At 46.8% G+C, this 20,252-nt stretch carries 16 protein-coding genes, 2 tRNA genes and 1 pseudogene; 8 read left to right on the forward strand and 11 right to left on the reverse strand.

Annotated features, from left to right (window positions below):
• Positions 1 to 5: 5 nt before the first annotated feature.
• The 4 genes from E6P06_RS14165 (at position 6) to E6P06_RS14180 (ending at position 3,970) form a co-directional block, all read left to right on the forward strand.
• Positions 6 to 1,016 (forward strand): ABC transporter substrate-binding protein, encoded by a 1,011-nt coding sequence (locus E6P06_RS14165; protein ID WP_048218989.1) that lies wholly within the window; start codon positions 6 to 8, stop codon positions 1,014 to 1,016.
• A gap of 158 nt (positions 1,017 to 1,174) precedes the next feature.
• On the forward strand, positions 1,175 to 2,230 hold the full coding sequence (locus E6P06_RS14170) for an ABC transporter substrate-binding protein (RefSeq protein WP_139935355.1): 1,056 nt from the start codon (positions 1,175 to 1,177) through the stop codon (positions 2,228 to 2,230).
• Positions 2,217 to 3,221, forward strand: a complete 1,005-nt coding sequence (locus tag E6P06_RS14175; protein ID WP_139935356.1) for an iron ABC transporter permease — start codon at positions 2,217 to 2,219, stop codon at positions 3,219 to 3,221. Before E6P06_RS14170 ends, E6P06_RS14175 begins: the two co-directional genes overlap by 14 nt.
• Positions 3,218 to 3,970, forward strand: coding sequence for an ABC transporter ATP-binding protein (locus E6P06_RS14180; protein WP_003836510.1), 753 nt, complete (start codon positions 3,218 to 3,220; stop codon positions 3,968 to 3,970). The genes E6P06_RS14175 and E6P06_RS14180 overlap by 4 nt, the downstream gene beginning before the upstream one ends.
• On the opposite strand, the gene E6P06_RS14185 is transcribed toward E6P06_RS14180, so the two are convergent.
• From E6P06_RS14185 to E6P06_RS14200, 4 genes are all read right to left on the reverse strand, one after another.
• Positions 3,957 to 4,679, reverse strand: a complete 723-nt coding sequence (locus E6P06_RS14185; protein WP_139935357.1) for a substrate-binding domain-containing protein — start codon at positions 4,677 to 4,679, stop codon at positions 3,957 to 3,959. The two genes, E6P06_RS14180 and E6P06_RS14185, sit on opposite strands and share 14 nt — an antisense overlap.
• A gap of 169 nt (positions 4,680 to 4,848) precedes the next feature.
• Positions 4,849 to 4,925 (reverse strand) — tRNA-Val (locus tag E6P06_RS14190).
• A gap of 4 nt (positions 4,926 to 4,929) precedes the next feature.
• Positions 4,930 to 5,006 (reverse strand) — tRNA-Val (locus tag E6P06_RS14195).
• A 315-nt stretch (positions 5,007 to 5,321) separates the two neighbouring features.
• The gene (locus E6P06_RS14200) at positions 5,322 to 6,011 is read right to left on the reverse strand and encodes an aspartate/glutamate racemase family protein (RefSeq protein WP_106107326.1); all 690 of its coding nucleotides are present in this window, start codon (positions 6,009 to 6,011) and stop codon (positions 5,322 to 5,324) included.
• Positions 6,012 to 6,183: 172 nt separating this feature from the next.
• Between E6P06_RS14200 and E6P06_RS14205 the strand changes: the two genes are divergently transcribed.
• Entirely contained in the window at positions 6,184 to 7,053 is an 870-nt protein-coding gene (locus E6P06_RS14205) for a LysR family transcriptional regulator (RefSeq protein WP_139935358.1), read from the forward strand.
• Positions 7,054 to 7,248: 195 nt separating this feature from the next.
• Here E6P06_RS14205 and E6P06_RS14210 read toward each other — a convergent pair.
• The 4 genes and pseudogenes from E6P06_RS14210 to E6P06_RS14225 all read right to left on the reverse strand — a co-directional run bounded on the left by E6P06_RS14210 (position 7,249) and on the right by E6P06_RS14225 (position 11,518).
• Positions 7,249 to 8,127 (reverse strand): annotated as a pseudogene (locus tag E6P06_RS14210) (IS3 family transposase).
• 294 nt (positions 8,128 to 8,421) lie between these two features.
• Positions 8,422 to 9,096, reverse strand: a complete 675-nt coding sequence (locus E6P06_RS14215) for an HNH endonuclease (RefSeq protein ID WP_016808126.1) — start codon at positions 9,094 to 9,096, stop codon at positions 8,422 to 8,424.
• Entirely contained in the window at positions 9,089 to 10,591 is a 1,503-nt protein-coding gene (locus tag E6P06_RS14220) for an AAA family ATPase (protein ID WP_227536926.1), read from the reverse strand. Before E6P06_RS14220 ends, E6P06_RS14215 begins: the two co-directional genes overlap by 8 nt.
• Before the next feature lie 324 nt (positions 10,592 to 10,915).
• On the reverse strand, positions 10,916 to 11,518 hold the full coding sequence (locus tag E6P06_RS14225) for a site-specific integrase (RefSeq protein ID WP_139935359.1): 603 nt from the start codon (positions 11,516 to 11,518) through the stop codon (positions 10,916 to 10,918).
• 195 nt (positions 11,519 to 11,713) lie between these two features.
• Here E6P06_RS14225 and E6P06_RS14230 point away from each other — a divergent pair, with 195 nt between their 5' ends.
• Complete coding sequence (locus E6P06_RS14230) at positions 11,714 to 13,483, forward strand: ATP-dependent endonuclease (RefSeq protein ID WP_016808123.1); 1,770 nt, start codon at positions 11,714 to 11,716, stop codon at positions 13,481 to 13,483.
• A gap of 188 nt (positions 13,484 to 13,671) precedes the next feature.
• Here the strand turns inward: E6P06_RS14230 and E6P06_RS14235 are convergent, their stop codons facing one another.
• Complete coding sequence (locus E6P06_RS14235; RefSeq protein WP_106902826.1) at positions 13,672 to 14,589, reverse strand: LysR family transcriptional regulator; 918 nt, start codon at positions 14,587 to 14,589, stop codon at positions 13,672 to 13,674.
• A 104-nt stretch (positions 14,590 to 14,693) separates the two neighbouring features.
• Between E6P06_RS14235 and E6P06_RS14240 the strand changes: the two genes are divergently transcribed.
• Positions 14,694 to 15,902: an MFS transporter gene (locus E6P06_RS14240; RefSeq protein WP_139935360.1), complete on the forward strand. Its 1,209-nt coding sequence runs from the start codon at positions 14,694 to 14,696 to the stop codon at positions 15,900 to 15,902.
• 591 nt (positions 15,903 to 16,493) lie between these two features.
• Here E6P06_RS14240 and E6P06_RS14250 read toward each other — a convergent pair.
• Positions 16,494 to 17,701, reverse strand: a protein-coding gene (locus tag E6P06_RS14250; protein WP_089617520.1) for an IS3 family transposase whose coding sequence is annotated in 2 segments (ribosomal slippage) — positions 16,494 to 17,380 and positions 17,380 to 17,701 — 1,209 coding nt in all. Because the reading frame shifts where the segments join, the coding sequence is not laid out codon by codon here.
• A gap of 359 nt (positions 17,702 to 18,060) precedes the next feature.
• On the opposite strand from E6P06_RS14250, the gene E6P06_RS14255 reads away from it, so the two are divergent.
• Positions 18,061 to 19,104: a hypothetical protein gene (locus E6P06_RS14255; RefSeq protein ID WP_139935362.1), complete on the forward strand. Its 1,044-nt coding sequence runs from the start codon at positions 18,061 to 18,063 to the stop codon at positions 19,102 to 19,104.
• Positions 19,105 to 19,212: 108 nt separating this feature from the next.
• On the opposite strand, the gene trpS is transcribed toward E6P06_RS14255, so the two are convergent.
• A complete protein-coding gene (gene trpS / locus E6P06_RS14260; RefSeq protein ID WP_139935363.1) occupies positions 19,213 to 20,217 on the reverse strand; it encodes a tryptophan--tRNA ligase in 1,005 nt (334 codons plus the stop codon).
• Positions 20,218 to 20,252: the final 35 nt, after the last annotated feature.

Here is a 20,252-nt window from a genome sequence, read left to right on the forward strand (position 1 = left end):
TGCTCATGAAAACGTGCCACACATGGCTGCTTTGTGTGTGGCTGGCGTTTCCTGCCCTGGCAACGCGCCAGGTTGTGGATGATGCTGGTCACACAGTTACCGTTCCCACACATGTTGAACGTATTGCGGATGGCTGGTTTGCCCATCATTCGGTGCTGATGACGCTGGGCGCAGGTCGTAACATTGTTGTGACGGTCAACCATGAGGATAACCAGCCATGGATGTTCAAAATCAACCCTTCCCTGAGGCAAGCCTTACAGATACGAGGAACATCATTTAATACTGAGGATTTGTTGGCTCGGCACGTCGATGTGGTGTTCGTGGCAAAAGGAAAAGGGGATGCTCAAAGTTACAGTCAGGCGGGCATCCCGGCCCTTGAAATGGCATTTACTGACTATGCTTCGATGGAAAAATCGGTCACTACAACCGCAGAGGTTCTGGGGACGGGGCAGGCTCGCGCCCGGGCGACGGCTTACAATCAGTATCTCAACCGTGTACTCGCGGATGTGCAGGCTAAAACGGCGAAGTTGTCGGCAGATCAGCGCCCTCGGGTACTTCATATTCAGTCGCTGAATCCGCTTAAAGTCGATGGCAGGAACACGTTGATCGATACCTGGATTACGCTGACGGGGGGACGGAATGCGGCAGATGAAGTGGACGGCAACATGAAGGAGGTGTCGCCCGAAAGGGTGCTCTACTGGCAACCGCAGGTCATTATTCTCGGTGCGGGTTGCGGTGATATCGCCAGTTCGCCATATGCGGCATTGTTCAAAGAACTTGACGCGGTTAAGCAGGGTAATGTCTGGCGCAATCCGGCGGGCGTGTTCCCCTGGGATCGTTACGGCACTGAAAGCGCGCTACAGCTGCAATGGGCTGCATCAAAACTGCATCCTACGCTGTTTAGCGGCCTGGATATGGTCAGCGTGACGCGCGATTTTTATCGCCAGTTCTTCGATTATTCGCTCACTCCAGCGCAGGCGATGCGAATTTTAAACGCGTTACCTCCACAGGAGTAACACTTGCGTGTAAAGACAGGCGAGATAAGGATCGCACGCCATTTTTACCCCTCTTAAATGTGGGGTTTGGTGCGTTGCATGATGATAATGGGTTGCCAGTCATCACGTTATATAATTTAATGCATATCGTTTTTACTCCTCTATTCAGATGGTATCCCATGTTAACTTTCCGCTCTTTTGTGCTGGTATGCGCCAGCATGTTGTTTGCGTTTTCTGCTCAGGCCGACCGTACGATCACCGATCAGCTTGGTCGTCAGGTCACGATTCCTGACCATGTGGACAAAGTGGTCGTGCTGCAACACCAGACGTTGAATATTCTGGTCCAGCTCAATGCGCAGCAGGACATTGTTGGCGTGATGTCGAGCTGGAAAAAACAGCTCGGGCCTGAATTTGCGCGCTTTATGCCGACGATTACTACATTGCCGACGCCGGGCGATCTCACCAGCGTGAACATTGAAAGCCTGCTGGCAATTCATCCACAGGTGGTGTTTGTCGCCAACTATGCGCCCGCGGAGATGATCCAGCAGATTCAGAACGCCGGTATTCCGGTCGTTGCTATCTCATTGCGCAAAGATGCCGACGGGCAACAGAATAAAATGAACCCGACTATGGCCGATGAAGAGCAGGTCTACAACGAAGGGTTAAAGCAGGGTATTCGCCTGATTGCGGATGTCGTGGGGCGCAAACCGCAGGCTGAAACGTTAATCGACTACGTTTTTGCGGCACGAGCAAAATTCAATGCGCCGGTTGCAAACATCCCGGATGCGCAAAAAGTCCGTATTTATATGGCTAACCCCGACCTGATGACTTACGGTTCCGGTAAGTACACCGGACTGATGATGCAGCACGCGGGGGGATTAAACGTGGCGGCTGCCAGTGTGAAAGGGGCCCGTCAGGTTGCGCTGGAGCAGGTATTAGCGTGGAACCCGCAGGTGATTTTTGTCCAGGATCGCTATCCGCAGGTGGTAACTCAGATCCAAAACGATTCGAACTGGCAGGGGATTGATGCGGTGAAAAATCATCGTGTCTGGTTGATGCCTGAATACGCCAAAGCCTGGGGCTATCCGATGCCGGAGGCGTTGGCGATCGGTGAACTGTGGATGGCCAAAAAACTGTATCCGGATGCCTATAAAGATGTGGATGTTGATGCGCAGGCGCAAGATTACTATCAGCGTTTTTATCGTGTGAACTGGCAGTCTGATGCAGCTAAGTAACCGTTTTTTGCCCCAGCAACCGCTCTTAATCGTTGTGGTCCTGTTGCTGGGCGTCAGTTCGCTATGCCTCGGACAATATCCGCTGTCGTTAGGCGAGGTGTTTTACCACCTGACGCACTATAGCGACGCTGAGGGAATAGCCAGCCAGGTGATCTGGACGGTCAGATTACCGCGTATTCTGATGGCGCTGCTGGCGGGGGGCGCGCTGGGGTTATGCGGGGCGACGTTGCAAGGAGTATTTCATAATCCGCTGGTCGACCCGCATATTATCGGTGTGACGTCGGGGGCGGCCTTTGGCGGAACGCTGGCCATCCTGCTCGGTCTTTCGCCCTTGCTGATGATGGGGTCAACGTTTTTCTTCGGTCTGACGGCATTGATCCTGGTGTATGCCGTTGCTGCGTTACAGGGGTTGGAGAATACGCTGGTGTTGATCCTGTCAGGTATCATTTTGAGCGGCTTTTTTGCCGCGCTGGTGAGCCTGATCCAATATCAGGCTGATACCGAAGAGACGTTACCTAATATTGTGTTCTGGCTGCTGGGCAGCTTCGCGACGGCCAACTGGCATAAAGTACTGCTATTGGCGGTTCCAGTCGGTATCGCCGCGACGGTTTTGTTCCAGCTACGCTGGCGGATAAACCTGTTATCGCTCAATGACAAAGATGCCAGAGCACTGGGGGTGACGGTGGTTCCTCTGCGACGCAGCGTTTTGGTGTGCTGCGCATTTTTGGTCGCCGCTCAGGTGGCGGTCAGCGGCAGTATTGCCTGGGTTGGGTTGGTTATTCCGCATCTGGCGCGTTTGCTGGTGGGCGTTGATCATCGTCGTCTACTGCCGTGTGCCTTCTGGTTGGGGGGCGGTTTTATGATTGTCGTGGATGATATTGCCCGCACCCTGATGCACGCGGAGATACCGCTGGGGATCATCACCGCATTGTTCGGTGCGCCGTTGTTTGCTTTCTTGCTCATTCGTACCAGCCGTCGGGAGAAATCATGATACCTGCCGCACTGCGCGTAAATCAGCTTTCTTATGGGTATCGCGCGCCGCTATTTGAGCCGCTAACGTTCTGTTGCCAGAAAGGTGATATCTGGGCCGTGCTTGGACGTAACGGTCTGGGTAAAAGTACGCTGCTTGATACGCTAACCGGCACGCTGCCTGCTTTAGGCGGGAGTATTGAAAATAACGGTGGGATAGGAATTGTGGCACAGCATAGCCATCTACCGTTTCCTTATACGGTCAGCGATGTGGTGCTGATGGGGCGAGCACAGCACGTGAAGCTTTTTGCGCAACCCAGCCAGCAGGATCAACAAAGAGCAATGCAGGCATTAGAGCAGTTGAGTATTGCGCATCTTGCCTCCAGCTCATTTGGCTCACTTTCTGGCGGGCAGCAACAGTTAGTGATGATTGCCCGGGCTCTGGTGACTGAGTGTCAAACGTTGTTACTTGATGAACCGTGTTCCGCGCTGGATCTCGCCAATCAGCAGGTGGTGCTCCAGCTCATCAGCGATTTGGCCCATCAACAGGGATGCAGCATTCTCTTTTCGACCCACGATCCGCTTCATGCGTTGCAGGTTGCTTCCCATACTTTGCTGCTACTCCCTGAAGGTAAATGGCGGGCAGGGCCAACGGACAGCATTGTGACCGAAGAGAATCTGTTTCTGGCCTATGGCTTACCGCTGCGAAAACTTAGCGTGGAGAATCACCCTACGCCGTTTATCGCACCGTTGTTTTCTATTCGGCGTTAAGCGGTAAGAATCCTGCGGCGGTAAGGAACGCCTGACCGCTGCGGGAAAGTATGAATTCAACCAGCGCCATGACTTCTTTGGATGCATCAAGCACCGCCAGTTGGTATTCGCAGCAAATATTGTGCTCGTCCGGAATAGCCACGTAATGTACGTCGGTCATCGCGTGCAGCGCGTGTGCGTAATGCGCGTAACCGATAAACAGATCGGCCAGCCCCTGGCGCAGGATCCAGGCGCTCGCCAGTTCTCCTTGCGGGATTTTTACCGTATCACGGCCACCAACCAGTGGGATAGCGCGCACCCGAAGTTGCCGCCCGAGTCCTGGTTCCAGTACATCCATATTGTCGAAAAATGCCCAGGTATAGTCTCCGGAAGGGTCGCAGCCGGGCGTTGATGTCCCTGGTCGCAGCGTTGGGTCGCGGAGTAAATCCAGCCAGGTTCCGATTCGGTTGCTGACAAGGCTCAGTTTGTTCCAGCAAAAGGTGTGCGTTGAGACGGCTTTATTACGTACCAGCAGGTTTTGCGGATGTTCCCGGTTGGCGGAGGCAAAGAGCTCACACGGTTCACCCGTTTCAATACGCTCGCGCAGTAAACCGGCCGGACCATATTCAATCTTGACGTCTATTCCACTCATGCGCGTGAACTGGCTTATCAGCGGGGTAAATGCTGGGCGTAAACTGCCCGCGGCGAACAGGAGAATGGAAGAGGGCATGGTATCCGGGCTCTGACGAAAGACATTATACGAAGAAGATGAATGATACGCGTTGAGCATGGAATTTAGAATGATTTAACGCATTGCTATTGTAGCAACGTAGGAAATGATAAAACTGAAGATAAACGATAGTTTTGAGGGGAAATAGCACCAAATCGAAGAGATGATTTGGTGCGTCCGAGTGGACTCGAACCACCGACCCCCACCATGTCAAGGTGGTGCTCTAACCAACTGAGCTACGGACGCAAGATGGTGCGTTCAATTGGACTCGAACCAACGACCCCCACCATGTCAAGGTGGTGCTCTAACCAACTGAGCTATGAACGCAACGTTGTAGGTGACAACGGGGACGAATATTAGCGGCACAGACCGAATGAGGCAAGAGGGAAATGGCATTTTTCTTCCTGATCTCACGCGATTGCAGAGTAATTAAGCAAGTTGACTATATTTTGTTGATTTTGCAGCGTGTTTTTTATTCAGGCTGTGCGCTGGGGGCATAATGGGGGCATTTGGGTCGGCATCCTGCTGTTCAGCATGCTTACCTGATCCGCATTCATTTCGCTGATCCACTTCGAATCGTGGTGTGTTAAACAACAGAGAGCAGGTCGCTCCCTGTTGTTTCCGAAACACTCATGTTAAATGCTACTGAAGAGCTTTAAACAACGTCTCAATGTGAATATCAACCGTATCCAGTGCTTTAACAGGTAACTCTGTACCCACGAACAAAAGGGGAAGCTCTGTGCATCCCAGGATGATGGCCTCAATGCCTTCATCCTGACACATCCGTTCAATTACAGCGGTAAACTTGTCTCGCGTCTGTGGCTTTATAATGCCTCTTTCGAGTTCATCGTGGATTTTATCTGCGATGTAATCAATCTCATCACCATGCGGGATGACCACCTGAATGCCAGCTTCAGTGAAAGGCCGTTTGAAGAAGTCAGCCTCCATTGTAAATCTTGTCCCTACCAGCCCGACTTTCTTCAGGCCCTGAGTCTGAACTTCTGCACAAGTGGACTCTATAATGCTGACGAGCGGAACTGTGGTACACGACTGGAGTTCATTGAAGACGATATGTGGTGTGTTACCAGTCAAGGCGACGACTTCAGCCCCTGCGGCCACCAGATTCCCGACAGCCTTTGCCAGGTACTTCGTCAGCGCTTCATAATCTTCCCTTCCACACATAGACAGGACGTCATATACGTTGATACTTTCAATAGTTAGAGACGGAAAGAATGTATCGCCAATTCTTTTGTTAGCTTCATAAACAAATTTGCGATAGTAGAGCAATGTTGATTCAGGTCCGGTACCGCCGATTAATCCAAGTTTCTTCATTTTACCCTCAAAAGCTCCCGTATTAATCAACCGTGACAATCTTGCCAGGAACAACAAGTGGTTGAGGCTAACTGGGGCTGGTAGCTATTTAAATGGAGTAAATAAATTAAAAAACATGTAGATTCATTTCAATTGAATAAAATAGAATCTAATTTTCAATTATGGTGAATTTATGGATATAACCGACTTCCGAACCATCATAGCACTGGTAGAAACAGGTACCATTACTGCAGCAGCAAATGTGCTTTGCCGAGTCCCCTCAGCAATCACCACTCGAGTTCAGAACCTGGAGAGCCAGCTTGGTACCACACTGTTTGTAAAATCTGGTCGTCGGTTTCTTCCGACAAATGAAGGCCAGATGCTTTATGACAATGCACTGAAGATTATCGAGCTGGTTACTTTAGCAGAACAGCAGATGGTGAAGCCGGTCCCTGGTGGTCGGTTCAGATTGGGCGCTCTCGACAGTATGGCTGCAACAAGGTTGCCAGAGCCGCTGGCGCGCCTCTACCAGCAACATCAATCAGTGTCGGTGGAGCTGGTTACCGGGATAAGCCGCACATTGCTCGATGCAGTGCTTAGTCACGAACTTGATGCAGCCTTCATTGCTGACGCACCGGCTGATGACAGACTGGAACGCATGGCTGTTTACAAAGAAGAACTGGTTATTATCGCCGCAGCAAATTTCCCGCCGATACATGCTGCTGCCGATTTGACTCACACAACGTTGCTGGTATTCAGTGACGGCTGCTCCTATCGCGACCGGCTAACAACCTGGTTCAGAGAGGCAGGGATCAGACCTTACAGGCTTGCAGAAATGTCTTCCTACCATGCCATTCTGGGCGGCGTCAGTGCAGGAATGGGGGCGGGCGTGATACCAACACCAATCCTCGATACGTTTCCGACACGGGAACTCATCACAATCCATCCCTTTGAAAGTGAAAACAGCCAAATAACAACGGAACTGATATGGCGTAAGGGAGGGCTCACAGCTAATACATGTGCCCTGATTGATATCTTGTCCTCAAACATTGGAATTGCCTGACAACTGCAACTAGTTTGGGATTATGACGGACTGACGGTATCTGCAATGTTGAAATCCCATACTGAATGAAATGATACTACTAACTTTTTCCATCCTGCCATACGCTAATGCCCGGCTTTAATCCGCTCCCCGTTTGTGGAAATAAGCTATAACTGTCAACATCCGCTGACCTGCCCCCAGGATTAGATACAACCTTCAGTTAGTAACGTCGGTTGGTTTTTCTTCATATTTACTGTTTCTCCAGCCCGTTGCGAATTCAGCTGGTGTCTGGTAATCCAGCGATGAATGGGGACGGCACTCGTTATAATCCTGCCGCCAGTCATTAATCGTTTTCCGGCAATGAAGAATATCGCTGAACCAGTGTTCATTCAGACACTCCTTCGTGAAATCATCCACACAGGTCAGGCACTTGATCCTCCGACCGTTGGCCAGTGCGTCCATAACGAAATCCATCGACCATGTCAGGTTCGGCGCATCCGGGTGCAGAAGCGGAAACCGTTCGGTGCCAGCCCTTTACGGCGTCGTCTGCGTTTTACGCTCAGTCCATTAAGGTGGTAAATACGGTATACCCGCTTGTGATTGACGTGAAGGCCCTCCCGACGCAGCAGCTGCCAGATGCGGCGGTAGCCAAAACGCCTGCGCTCCAGTGCCAGTTCAGTGATGCACCCTGATAAATGCGCATCAGCTGCCGGACGCTGAGCCTCATAGCGGCAGGTCGACAGGGACAAATCTTAAGCCTGCAGGCACGACGTTGCGACAGACCGGTCGCATCACACATAAACTCAACGGCTTCCCGCTTCTGGCCTGTCGTCAGTACTTTCGCCCCAGAGCCACCTGAAGTGCCTCCTTATCCAGCATGGCTTCGGCAAGTAGTTTCTTGAGGCGGGCGTTCTCCTCTTCAAGCGACTTGAGCCGCTTCACTTCGGGAACTTCCATGCCGCCGAACTTCTTGCGCCAGGTGTAAAAGGTGGCGTCTGAAATGGCATGCTTGCGGCAGAGTTCCCGGGCCAAAACCCCGGCTTCAGCCTCGCGGAGGATACTGATGATCTGTTCGTCGGAAAAACGCTTCTTCATGGGGATGTCCTCATGTGGCTTATGAAGACATTACTAATATCGCGGTGTATTAATCAACGGGGAGCAAGTCACCGCTTATGGCTCACAGCGGACAAGCTAACTGAGTTGAAGGTCCGCTGTGAGCGAGGAGCGGAAGTTTGCGGCTTTCTTACTGCCAGATGAAAACGTCACTAACTTTACTGTATATTAATAAGCGGGAGCATTTCGCTCCCTAAATAGCTAAATAAAATTAGCTTAACACGCCCATTACTACTTTTCACTACACTGTCTGTTATCTTTCCAATTGACTAGGTGTCAACGCAGGCTTATTTTTTGCATCAGAGCCTGTAAGGCGATTTCCGCATCGACAGGATTTAGATCGTCATAATCCGCCAACCATACTTGAACTGACTCACTAAAGCTATTAGTGATACCAATTTCAGTTCCCAACTCAGGAATAAACTCAGAGGTGCCACAAATCACTTCGCTGAACCGAATCAAATTGCACATAAGGAAAGTTTCGCGGCCTTTATCTGTAATTACTTCATGATATGATCGACCTTTTTTATCTTTTCTTAGCGTAATATGTTCATTGTAAGAGTCAAAATGCGGATGTATTATTTTGTAAGACACAGTATTCTCAGGGTAGGGTGCTCCGCTGTCGAGTGTAATTAGTAGTGGATTTTTTTTGGATTTATGCGTATTACAGTCTTTGCACGTAACAGCAAGATTTCTTGGGGTGTAGAGATATTGTGGGTAAGAAGATTTGGGGATAATATGATCAATATCCCATTGCCCACCATGAAATTCTTCTCTTAATCTCCCACAATAGGGACATGTGAACTCTTGTTCATCGCGATGATAATCTCTAACTTCTTTTCGGAAGGCTTTACGCACTGCGCACGTACCATCCCAATGCGAGGCGTCTCCATTGAATGTATCTACAAATTCCTGAGCTGTTGCGCTGTATACAATAGGTCTATTAATCATCAGAGTTCCTTGCATACTCAAAGCTAAGGATCTGCTTGAATATCAGTTGTACAGGGTCTCCTTCCGGTATTCTCTTTTTATCAATGAGTATGCTGATTTCGTCCATAAATTCATTATCATCTTTTGTAAGAGCGATTTTTTTTGATATCTTAGACAGTATTAAGAGTAATTTTTTTATGATAAAGTCATTTTTATACCCAGGGCTTTTAAAAACACCTGTAAGTTGTTTTCCAGCAGACTGCTCTCTATAGGCTTTCAAAGGCTGTAGTTCATAAAACCCATCTTCTTCATATTTGTTTTCTTTTCTTATTATTGAATCAAAATTATCTCTATTTTCTAGGGACAGCACACAACCATTATCAAACTGCATACCAGAAATAATTTGAGGTGAATGCGTCGCAATAAGTATATGAGCTTCAAGAGTGTCGGGGCATAAAAGAGAGATGAAACGCATAAAATTAAGTTGCCATTCAGGATGTAAACTATTCTCTGGTTCGTCAATACATATCATGCAGTTTTTTTCTACATATCCACTTAATACAATTGCATTGCCGAATAATGTTCTCTGCCCAGAACTCAGTGAAACTATGTTGACTTCTTTTTTTGAGTTAAGATGCATAACCTGAATATCAGAAACATTAATCACATCCAATACAAATAAAATATTAATTATTTCAGCTTCATTTAGATCATCAAATAGATATTTAGATTCCGTGCTAATTGTTCCTTCTGCAACAGAAAAATATATACTACTAAAATTTCCCTGTGTAAACTTCCCTGCATCTAACATTAGCAACGTGTCGTATAATCCATCCAAATGGTTTTTATATTCACTTTCTCTTAAAATAATTTCAATAGACTTGTCCAACTTGAAGTTTTTATTTTTCAACTCTTCGTTTTTTGAATAATCAATTTTCTTGGTATGCGTAATACCTTCGTCAGACAGTATCACCCCACCATTAACCAGACTGCTTAATATAGACAAGACATACTTTATGTTTTGTGTATTCAAAGTACACTTAAGGTGCAAATCAGATTGCAACCCAAACATCATAAATGCTTCTTTCACTCTATTAGCGTCTTGCAAACCTCTTATGTTTTTATGACGCAATGAATTTTTAATGCATTGGTCAACAATACCCGATATCCCTCTCCTGGTATTGTCATTTACCTCTGGGTGAATGTAACTCATTGTAATTTGAGTTGCTTCTTTATTATTTAATTTATCATTGAGGATTTTATTGGATGTGAATCTATCAAACTTTGAGTTGCATATGGCAATGATTTTGCTAGGATTCCTCTCTGATAAACATTCAAGTTCAACAGCGGGGTTGCGATCGTTGTTATTTACATTGCTAAACAGAAAGAAATTTATAGCCTTACTTAATAAACTAGATTTGCCGCTTGCATTATCGCCAGTGAGAATTGTGTAATAATTGTTATGTGAGTCTTCACTAAAGTCATGGACTCTTACCTTGTCTCGACTGTCGTTCATGATTGAATTTATTCTAAACATTTTAATCCTTAACATTGAACTTAATTATTATTTACATCAGTTTCCCGGTTCAGCCTCGCGAGCTAGGTACAGAACAGCACAAAGCACCGTCACCCCAGTAATCCTTATGTTGTGGATACCTTGGATTTCATTGGCAAGTTCAGAGCCGATTGTTGTGGCATAGTGAATTTGGCTACCGAACCATAGGTGACATCATATACTTTGCAGTATATCCTCTCTATTGACAAACTGAAGTTGGCCATCTCTTGATAGGCGCGAAAATTCCGCTCTTGGCACAGGGCTGCTGTTGCAGCCCTGACAACCTTAGACTTCAATCGATTCAGAAATCTCTAACGCATCATCGACTTCAATGCCCAGATAACGGACCGTGCTTTCCAGTTTCTTATGACCTAACAGGAGTTGAATCACACGAAGATTCTTAGTTTTCTTGTAGATCAGGTAAGGTTTTGTTCTTCTCATGGAATGTGTACTGTAAAGCGAATCTTCGAGACCAATTTTTGCTAGCCACCCATGAAAAATTCGGTTGTATTGCCGGGGTGATATGTGTTGGTTAGTACCGACCCGAGATCGGAACAGGTAGTCTTTACTGTGTAAATTGCCAAGCTTTATCAATGCAGAAACAGCCTCTCTTGTCCCTTTGGTTATCTCAAATTGGACAGGGCTGCCGGTTTTCTGTTGTAGCACCGTAGCTCTGCTTGAAACAGAGCTACCATATGCAACATCAGATACTTTGAGTTTTACCAGATCACAGCCTCGAAGCTTACTATCTAGGGCCATATTGAACAGAGCCAAATCGCGCGTTTTACCTTCCAGTTCAAGCCTGATTCGGAACCCCCAGATATGAGATATCTGAAGTGGTCTTTTTTGGCCGATGATACGGTCTTTGTTCCACGGTGATGTGTTCATACTCAAATCTCCTGAAATGTGGGTGATCTGAGTATGGCTGTCCCTCATGAGCGAAAAACAGACGTTTTAACCGGGCTGTGATTCAGCTCATTGTATCCTTGGTCGCGAAGTTAGATTATCGATAAAGTTCAAGCAGAAACTATGATGAAACAACTGTTGGTTAGACCCAAATGAGATTAGAACAAGGATAATATAATGACAGTTCGATTGAATAAAGTATCAATAACTAACTTCAGGTCTTGCAAATACACCGAAGCTTTTCTAAGGCCATATACAGCATTGGTCGGCTATAATAACGCAGGTAAATCAAATATTATATTGGCTATAAAATGGCTCTTAGATGGCTCCCTACTAAGCGATGCTGATATGTACGACCCACAAAATCCAGTGCGAGTAGAGGGAGTCATTGAAGGGATTACTGATGATACGCTGACGTTACTTAGCGAAGAAAATCAGCAAAAAATTGCACCATTCATCATAGATAAAACTTTGAGGTTTGCAAGAAAGCAGGACAGAGAAGTTGTTGATGGTGATAAGTTAAAAGTCAAAAAAACACTTGAGGTTTTTGATGGTACCACATGGAAAAAAAATCCTGGTGGAATCGATGGCGCTATCTCGAATCTTTTCCCTGAACCAATTCATATTCCTGCGATGTCTGATGCTGTAGAAGATGCAACCAAAAATAAAGCCGGTACAACAATCGCGAAAATATTAGCTGCAATTGTTAGCGAAATAAAAAAAGAATATGAAGTAAAATTCTCTGAAAACATCTCGGAAATCGGTAAATATCTTGCTCATGATGGTTCTACTAGGTTGGATGGTTTGAACAAAATAGACAGTGGCGTTAGTCAGAAAGTAAATCAGTTTTTCCCCGATGTGAGTGTGAAACTACACTTTCCTACCCCCACTCTGGATGAAATATTCAAATCAGGAACCTTGAAAGTATTTGAAGAACGAGCTGGTTCCTCAATAATGCAAGACATCAGCCGATTCGGCCATGGTACACAGCGTTCAATACAGATGGCTTTGATTCAATATTTAGCTGATATTAAGAAAAGAAGCGATGATACAAAAAAATCAAACACTCTTATTTTCATTGATGAACCAGAGTTATACTTACATCCATCTGCCATAAACTCTGTGAGAGAATCTCTGGTTGCTTTAAGCGATCTTGGATTCCAAGTCATCATCTCAACTCACTCGGCCAGCATGCTCTCAGCAAAACATGCCTGCAATGCTATACAGGTCTTTAAAAGTTCCGAAGGTACTATAGCCCGGAAAACCATTTCGGAAAAAATACAAGAATTATATGAGGCATCCTCACCACAACTTCACTCTGCATTTACCTTATCTAATTCATCATTTTTCTTATTTTCAGAAGAAGTTTTATTAGTCGAGGGCAAAACAGAAACGAATGTTTTATGCGCACTTTATAAAAAAATTAGAAACAATGAACTCAACCCTACCAAGACAAGTATTGTAGCTGTAGATGGCAAAGGCAGTCTTTTGAAAATGGCCAATGTTATCAATTCAATAGGTATAAGAACGCGAATCCTTGCCGATTGCGATTTTCTATCAATACTACTGACAACCTCTCATAATGAAGTATTAAGTAGTGAATGCGATGAATTACTCTCATCTTTAACCAATTTGTCTGATCCACAAAGCTTGCAACTTACTAACCCCATTATTTCTATAGACTCACTAAAAAGCAGTTCAAGCAAAGACTTTATAAAAATCTGCAATCATCATGAAGTAAAAGCCTCAATCAAAAAAATTCATGATAAATTAAAGAGTGATGGAATATATATTTGGAAGTCAGGGGATATTGAGCAAGTATACGGATTTGGAAAAAAACAAAGCGAATGGGATAATTTATTAGATTGCTTAAGCGATGATGAAAAAGAGGTCCGTGCCATTATTAAGAACTATGATGAAATGGAAGATTTCATCTTATGGATTTGACTCTTCCCCTGACTAAATAATACGTAGTCAGGGGATAAGATAAAAAATGTATTATCTCAATTGAGTACTATGATTAGTGTGAAACAACGTGTAACGTCCGCTCCTGGCACACTGCGGACAAGCTAACTGAGTTGAAGGTCCGCAGCGAGCGAACTGCGGAAGTTAATTTGTGGGGGCTGCTCACGGTCTTACGTTACCAGGGGGAGATGGCTCAGCTTCTGATGTATAAAATCAATAAGTACTCTTGTTTTCGCGGGCAAGTAGCGTCGATTGGAATAAAGCGCAAACAAGTGCAATGGGGCTGCCGACTGGTTAAGCACAATCTCGATGAGTCGCCCATCGTTGATATAGGGTTGGCAGGCTTGTTTCGAGAGAATAGCAAAACCGACACCCGCTACCGCCGCTCGCCCTGCCATTTCTCCGCTGTTTACCCGATAATGTCCTTTAACTGCAATTGTCTCAAACCTACCTTTTGCACTGACGAATTGCCAGGGAGCCCCTTTCAGTGCGCTTACTGTTGTAATGCAGGGTAATGTTTCAAATTGTCGGATATGAGAAGGGGCACCATAACGCCGAATGACGGAGGGAGCTGCAACAATGGTGCAAGGGATCGTAACCAGGTGACGGGCGATATAGTCACTGTCATCTAGCTGACCACGGCTCACAATGATTGCTAAATCAAGATCCTCTCGTAGAGATTCGAGGCCTGACAAATTTGTGACACAGCTGATCTCCACATCTGGATGCTGACAGGCGAAATCGGCAATAACAGAACCCAGCAATGCTGGGCCTATTTCATTGGGAATACAGATACGTAATGGACCTTTGAGTTGGACCTGTCCTTGCGTTAATTCAGACTCCGTTTGTTCAAGGGCTTCAAGCAGTGGTCTTGCTCGCGTGTAGAGCAGCTGCCCCGCCTGGGTGAGCTTCATGTGGCGTGTGCTGCGCTCGATAAGCTGTAGGTTCAACTTTTCTTCTAACTGAGAAATACAACGACTTACGTTTGATGTCGGCATTTCAAGGGCTTTGGCTGCGCCAACGAAACTTTCCCTTTCAACCACGGCAATGAACACTTTCAGGGTAATAAAGTCGAGAGCCGGACGCATAGTAAATCCCATATTTGATAATAATACATACCACTTTTACCATCTTATGCTGATTATTGATAGCAGATAACCTTTTGGCATCCTTCTCTTATTGGTTGCTTGTTATGCCACAGGTTACTCAGATTTTTAATCATAAAACCCTAATTCGGATAGCCATCATCATCGCCTTTATCCAGTTTACTAATGCATTGGAGTACATGGCGTTCACACCTATTTTTTCCTTTATGGCAGAGGCGTTTTCGGTTCCGGTTTCATTTTCTGGATATGTCTCCGGCATGTACACATTAGGCTCGGTTCTTTCCGGTGTTGCTGCTTTTTATTGGGTAGATCGATTTGATAAAAAGCGATTCTTAATCCAGAACATGCTGCTGCTGGGAACGCTAACGTTTGTGTCTACATTTACAACAAATTTTGACGCGCTATTGGCTCTGCGATTTTGTGCAGGATTAGTTGGTGGTACAACGATGGGAGTGGGGACGAGTATCTTGATAAACTATTCTCCTGTTAACATGCGCGGGAAAATGTTAGCAACAGTAATTGCATCATTTTCAATGGTAAGTATCGTTGGTATGCCAGCGATAATATATTTTTGTACACACTATGGTTGGCATATTTCTCTGTGGTCAATCAGCTTTCTGTGTCTACTCTCTTTACCACTTATAGCCTATTTTATTCCCAAGGATTCAGCTCAATCACGTGCTAAGAACAAGCTATCAATTGATGCTCAAACCCTGCTTTTCGCATCTTGTAATGCACTGGTACAGTTTAGCTCAATGTTGATCATTCCCATTTTGACCCCATTGATGACCCATTATTTGGGAGCACAACAAAACCAACTGCCTTTGCTGTTCTTAAGCGGAGGGATTGCAGGTTATCTGTCTACAAAAATAACAGGTGTTCTGACATCGCGTTTTTCCGCTCTAATGCTGTCAACAATCTCAACGCTACTTTTTGTCCTAAGTTTACTGATCCCTGCAGCCGGTTATCATAACGCAGTTCTCTTTATTACTTTATTTCTTGGTGCTTCGTATAGTCGGCTGGTTTCATCATCTTCGGTTACGATCCAGTATCCAGCGGATGAACAACGTGCCAGTTTTTCTTCATTACAGACTGCGATAATGTCCCTGATAACAACTTTTGCATTCTTTTTGTCGTCCTTATTACTACCCGACCACGGCATAACAACACAGAACTTAGACCGATTGCTGGCAGTATGCGCATTAGCTGCGACCGGGTTTCCCCTGATGGTCATGGTATTGCAAAAGAAATTGGCTAAACGTATTCACCAGCCCGACTACGTTGTTATTGATTAGCATAACGTCCTCTGTTGGCATTAAACAGTCGTAAGAGGGGCACTGTTTTTCACGTGAGATTTGATTAGTTGAAGGCCATAAGTACGGATGATTAAATCGGTGATGAGAATGTGATGTGCAAAAGACAGGCATACAACAGCTTGAAGACTGAAATATGTGCGATGGCTCGAAATGAGCTTTGGGAATATGTAAATGTGAGGAATGAATGACCTATATGGTTTTGGAGTGGTTTTACCACACTTGAGGGCGTGATTTTGGGGGCAGATTTGGGGGCATTTTTGGGGCAGGGACATGAAAAGGGACACATTAATAGCTGCTATACCCCGCTATTAACTGTCCCTGCAATTTCTTATCTTACTGATATATATGTATGTATTTGAGTTTACGACTGATTGTTTTTTTTCTGTGTAATTGCAGAGTAATTAAGAAAGTTGATTATATTTTGTTGATTTTGCGGCGTGTTTTTTATTCAGGCTGTGCACTGGGCGAATCACACCTGATTGTTAAACTGCGTGATGTTTTGCATTCCTGCGTGCTGGAATCACTTAAATCATTGATCTTGACCCTCCATCTCCGAACAGCTTTTGTATCTTAAGTTAACGATGTCCGCTGCCGCCGGTATTCCCTCGGGGAGTGATATCCCAGCGCGCTGTGCGGGTGGTTTTCATTGTAATGCGTGAACGCTACTGCAAGGTTTCGCAGTGCTGTTCTCACATCCGGTTTTGGCATGAACGCGATATAGTCTTCTTTCATCGTTTTCACGAACCGTTCGGCCATGCCATTACTCTGCGGGCTGCTCACCGCTGTTGTGCAGGGCTCCAGATTCAGCTCTCTCGCGAACCTCCGCGTTTCATACGCGGTATACGCTGAACCGTTATCCGTCAGCCACTGCACCGCTGTGTCGGGCAACCTGTCGCCGAAGCGCTTTTCCACCGACCTCAGCATCACATCCTGCACGGTCGAACTGTCATAGCCTCCCGTGCTTGCTGCCCAGTCTATGGCCTCACGGTCGCAGCAGTCCAGCGCGAACGTTACCCGCAGTTTTTCGCCGTTGTCGCAGCCGAACTCGAAGCCATCTGAACACCAGCGCATATCGCTTTCTGCCACCGCTATCTTGCCCTTATGTTCACGCTTCGGTCGCTCTGGTTTGTGATGCAACAACAACAGGTTATGCTCGCTCATTATCCTGTAAAGCCGTTTGGCATTCACAGGTGGCTGTCCCTCTGTGCGACGTTGCTTGCGCAGGATGCCCCACACGCGTCGATAACCATAACTCGGCATATCGCTGATAATGTTGAGGATAGCCGACAGTATTTCTGCGTCTGCTTCTTCATTACGCCGGTTACAGCGCCTGTCCTGCCAGTCGGCAGAACGGTTAATCCGCAGTGACAGTTGCGCACGCGACACGCCCATGGTCCGGCTGACCATGGCTATTCCCCGTCCTTTGGCAACAAGGGCGCGTGCGCTATCCATTTTCGCGACTGACCGTACTCCACGGCTTCTTTCAGGATCTCAACTTCCATCGTTTTCTTGCCCAGAAGGCGCTGAAGCTCCCGGACCTGCTTCAGAGCAGCAGTAAGCTCAGAAGCAGGAACGACTTCCTCTCCAGCCGCAACGGCGGTGAGGCTGCCTTCCTGATATTGCTTCTTCCACTTAAACAGCAGGCTGGGCTGGATACCATGCAGGCGGGCGACATGGGAGACATTCATACCCGGCTCCATCGTCTGCTGGATAATGGCGATCTTCTCCTGAGGAGTTTTACGTTTACGGACTTCTTGCCCTAACAGGATCCCGGTCATCTCAAAATTGGCGTTAGTGTTAGACATATATTCAAGCCTATCTCTTATCTGGAGATACAGCTACTGTCCGGTGTTTCAGGGGGCTACATCAAATCACTTAAATCATTACACAGCAACTTAAACAATATTCAGGAAGTAACAAAAACTATTGCCTTTAGTGTTGGCATCCGCAGTATCGTCAATACAGACGTACCTCATACTGACGTTAATCATCCCTCTTCCTGGAGGGGGGATTGACGCGACTTATCAATAGATTGGTTGGATTCTGGCACAATACATCTTATTCTGAACGCAGCATACACTTGCTGACCGATGGTGAAGGTCATGGGATATTAACCCGTTACTCAGGGAAGGCGGCAATGACAGATTATTGGTGGAAAGACCTGGTTGATCGTAATAACCAGTGGCAAGGGTTGGAACTGACCTTCAAAGAAAATCAAAGAACTGAGCCCGCGATGGAAATGCTCAGTGGCCATTTTGGACGTATGGCATTGCGGCTTGCCGGAGAGCCGTTATTCTGGGCTTCAATGCTTGAAGATCATTCCGGCGTCTGGCTGGTTTTTAATGCAGATCATCCACGGAGTCAGGTGATGCTACCTGCGGTGACCTCTGAAGACATTGAACGGATAAAAGCCAAAGGCGAGCTGATGTGGATCGGCGAATGGTGCCGGTATTTTGTTCGTCAGTTAATGAATGCGCCAGCACCGTTACTTCCACCGCAGCGTTGGTTGATAAGACCGATGTTACCGATTCAACGTTCATCACGCTATTCCAGTCCCCAATCCGTTGCGTTAGAAAACTGGCGTTTCGCAGCGCCAGAAAGCACTGAAAATATTAACTGCCAGTGGACGCTGTACGGTGAAGATTTCCCTGTTCTGACGCAGCCGGAAAACGTCAGATTGGTTGACTGGTGGTGGGGAGGTTATTTACTGCTTGGACGTTATGCCATTCAACCCAATACGGGGCGGTTAAAATGGTGGCGTAAAAAATGCCGAGAGGGGACGTTGCCACCGATACTGGTCTGGTATATCGCCGGATTAGGATCTTATGTAATCCTCGATGGGCATTATCGATTACAGGCGGCGATTGAAAAGCAGATCCCCCCTTTGTTTCTGGTGCTGAGCGGGCTTACTGAAAAGGAATATCCAGCCGATGCCGTCAATCAGCTGCGCATCGTTCAGTCGCTGGAAAAGCAGCTGGCTAACAATCCCAACTACAGTGTCAATGCGGTAAATCAGACGCTGATTAGCCTCTATGACAGACGATATCTTTACGCGTCAACACATAGCCGCGCTACTCTCGGCGAGGGAACCCAATGGGCTACGGAGGTGGAGCGTTATCTGCAAAAACATCATCTTGATGCGTATCGGGACAAGATTTTTCAGCGGGTTAAGGGAGATTGATTTTTACCCTGGGTTTGGTCGAAAAACGTGAGCCAGTTTCTGATAACTCCCGGCGGTGGCATTCAGACGGGAGTCATCCTTATTTATCGCTCCTGTTGCAACTCGAGATCAGAACACCGGTAAACCCAGCCCTTGCTTCACTTCTCTTAATGTCTGCTGCGTGATCTCGTGCGCCTGTTCGCTTCCTTTTTTGAGCATCGCCATCAGCATGCCTTTATCCTGAATATAGGTTGCCCGCAGCTCGCGCATTGGGGCGATGAGTTCCTGCAAGCACACCTCCAGCTCGTTTTTGCATGTCCGGTCACCCAGTCCACCCCGTTGGTAATGCGCTTTCATCTCCGCCACTTTTGCTTTATCCGGATGAAAAGCGTCGAGGTAAGTGAATACCATATTGCCGTCGATTTGCCCCGGGTCGGATACTTTCAGATGATTGGGGTCGGTGTACATTGCACTGACCGCGTGATGAATGGTTTCTTCGCTGGCTGACAGGAGCAATGTGTTACCAAGCGATTTTGACATTTTGGCATTCCCGTCGATCCCTGGTAGGCGGCTGGTTTCACTCAGCAGCGCTTTGCAGTGCGATAAGACGGGGGCCGATAACAGGCTATTCATCTTGTGCACGATTTCATTAGTCTGTTCAATCATTGGCAACTGATCGTCGCCGACGGGAACCACTTCGGCTTTGAAGGCCGTAATATCTGCCGCCTGACTGATGGGATAAACCAGAAAACCAACCGGTAACGAGCGGGCAAACCCTTTCTGCGCAATTTCGTTTTTAACCGTAGGATTACGCTCTACGCGAGCCACGGTGACGATATTCATATAAAGCGCGGTCAATTCCGCAAGGGCAGGCAGGGCCGATTGCAAACAAATAGTGGTCAGTGAAGGATCTATTCCTGCGGCAAGATAGTCGGCAAGTACCTCGGGAATATTGTCGCGGATCTTTTGCGGTGTGCTGCCGTTATCGGTTAGTCCTTGCAGGTCAGCCACCAATATAAACTGCCGATAATCATGTTGCAGCGCGGCGCGCTGGCGCAATGACCCCACATAATGGCCAAGATGCAGCGGGCCGGTGGGACGATCGCCAGTGAGGATGATGGTTTTATTGTTCATGTAAGACTCCTTAGTCATAAAACCGAAAGGGGTCT

This window comes from Citrobacter sp. CF971 (assembly GCF_006385635.1).
GTDB lineage: Bacteria > Pseudomonadota > Gammaproteobacteria > Enterobacterales > Enterobacteriaceae > Citrobacter > Citrobacter freundii.

Coding starts and splice junctions, on each gene's coding strand:
- E6P06_RS14215 (WP_016808126.1), bottom strand. CDS start 9,096: ATGATTAATAGACCTATTGTATACAGCGCAACAGCTCAGGAATTTGTA.
- E6P06_RS14255 (WP_139935362.1), top strand. CDS start 18,061: ATGACAGATTATTGGTGGAAAGACCTGGTTGATCGTAATAACCAGTGG.
- E6P06_RS14180 (WP_003836510.1), top strand. CDS start 3,218: ATGATACCTGCCGCACTGCGCGTAAATCAGCTTTCTTATGGGTATCGC.
- E6P06_RS14185 (WP_139935357.1), bottom strand. CDS start 4,679: ATGCCCTCTTCCATTCTCCTGTTCGCCGCGGGCAGTTTACGCCCAGCA.
- E6P06_RS14200 (WP_106107326.1), bottom strand. CDS start 6,011: ATGAAGAAACTTGGATTAATCGGCGGTACCGGACCTGAATCAACATTG.
- E6P06_RS14220 (WP_227536926.1), bottom strand. CDS start 10,591: ATGAACGACAGTCGAGACAAGGTAAGAGTCCATGACTTTAGTGAAGAC.
- E6P06_RS14165 (WP_048218989.1), top strand. CDS start 6: ATGAAAACGTGCCACACATGGCTGCTTTGTGTGTGGCTGGCGTTTCCT.
- trpS (WP_139935363.1), bottom strand. CDS start 20,217: ATGAACAATAAAACCATCATCCTCACTGGCGATCGTCCCACCGGCCCG.
- E6P06_RS14225 (WP_139935359.1), bottom strand. CDS start 11,518: ATGAACACATCACCGTGGAACAAAGACCGTATCATCGGCCAAAAAAGA.
- E6P06_RS14205 (WP_139935358.1), top strand. CDS start 6,184: ATGGATATAACCGACTTCCGAACCATCATAGCACTGGTAGAAACAGGT.
- E6P06_RS14170 (WP_139935355.1), top strand. CDS start 1,175: ATGTTAACTTTCCGCTCTTTTGTGCTGGTATGCGCCAGCATGTTGTTT.
- E6P06_RS14235 (WP_106902826.1), bottom strand. CDS start 14,589: ATGCGTCCGGCTCTCGACTTTATTACCCTGAAAGTGTTCATTGCCGTG.
- E6P06_RS14240 (WP_139935360.1), top strand. CDS start 14,694: ATGCCACAGGTTACTCAGATTTTTAATCATAAAACCCTAATTCGGATA.
- E6P06_RS14175 (WP_139935356.1), top strand. CDS start 2,217: ATGCAGCTAAGTAACCGTTTTTTGCCCCAGCAACCGCTCTTAATCGTT.
- E6P06_RS14230 (WP_016808123.1), top strand. CDS start 11,714: ATGACAGTTCGATTGAATAAAGTATCAATAACTAACTTCAGGTCTTGC.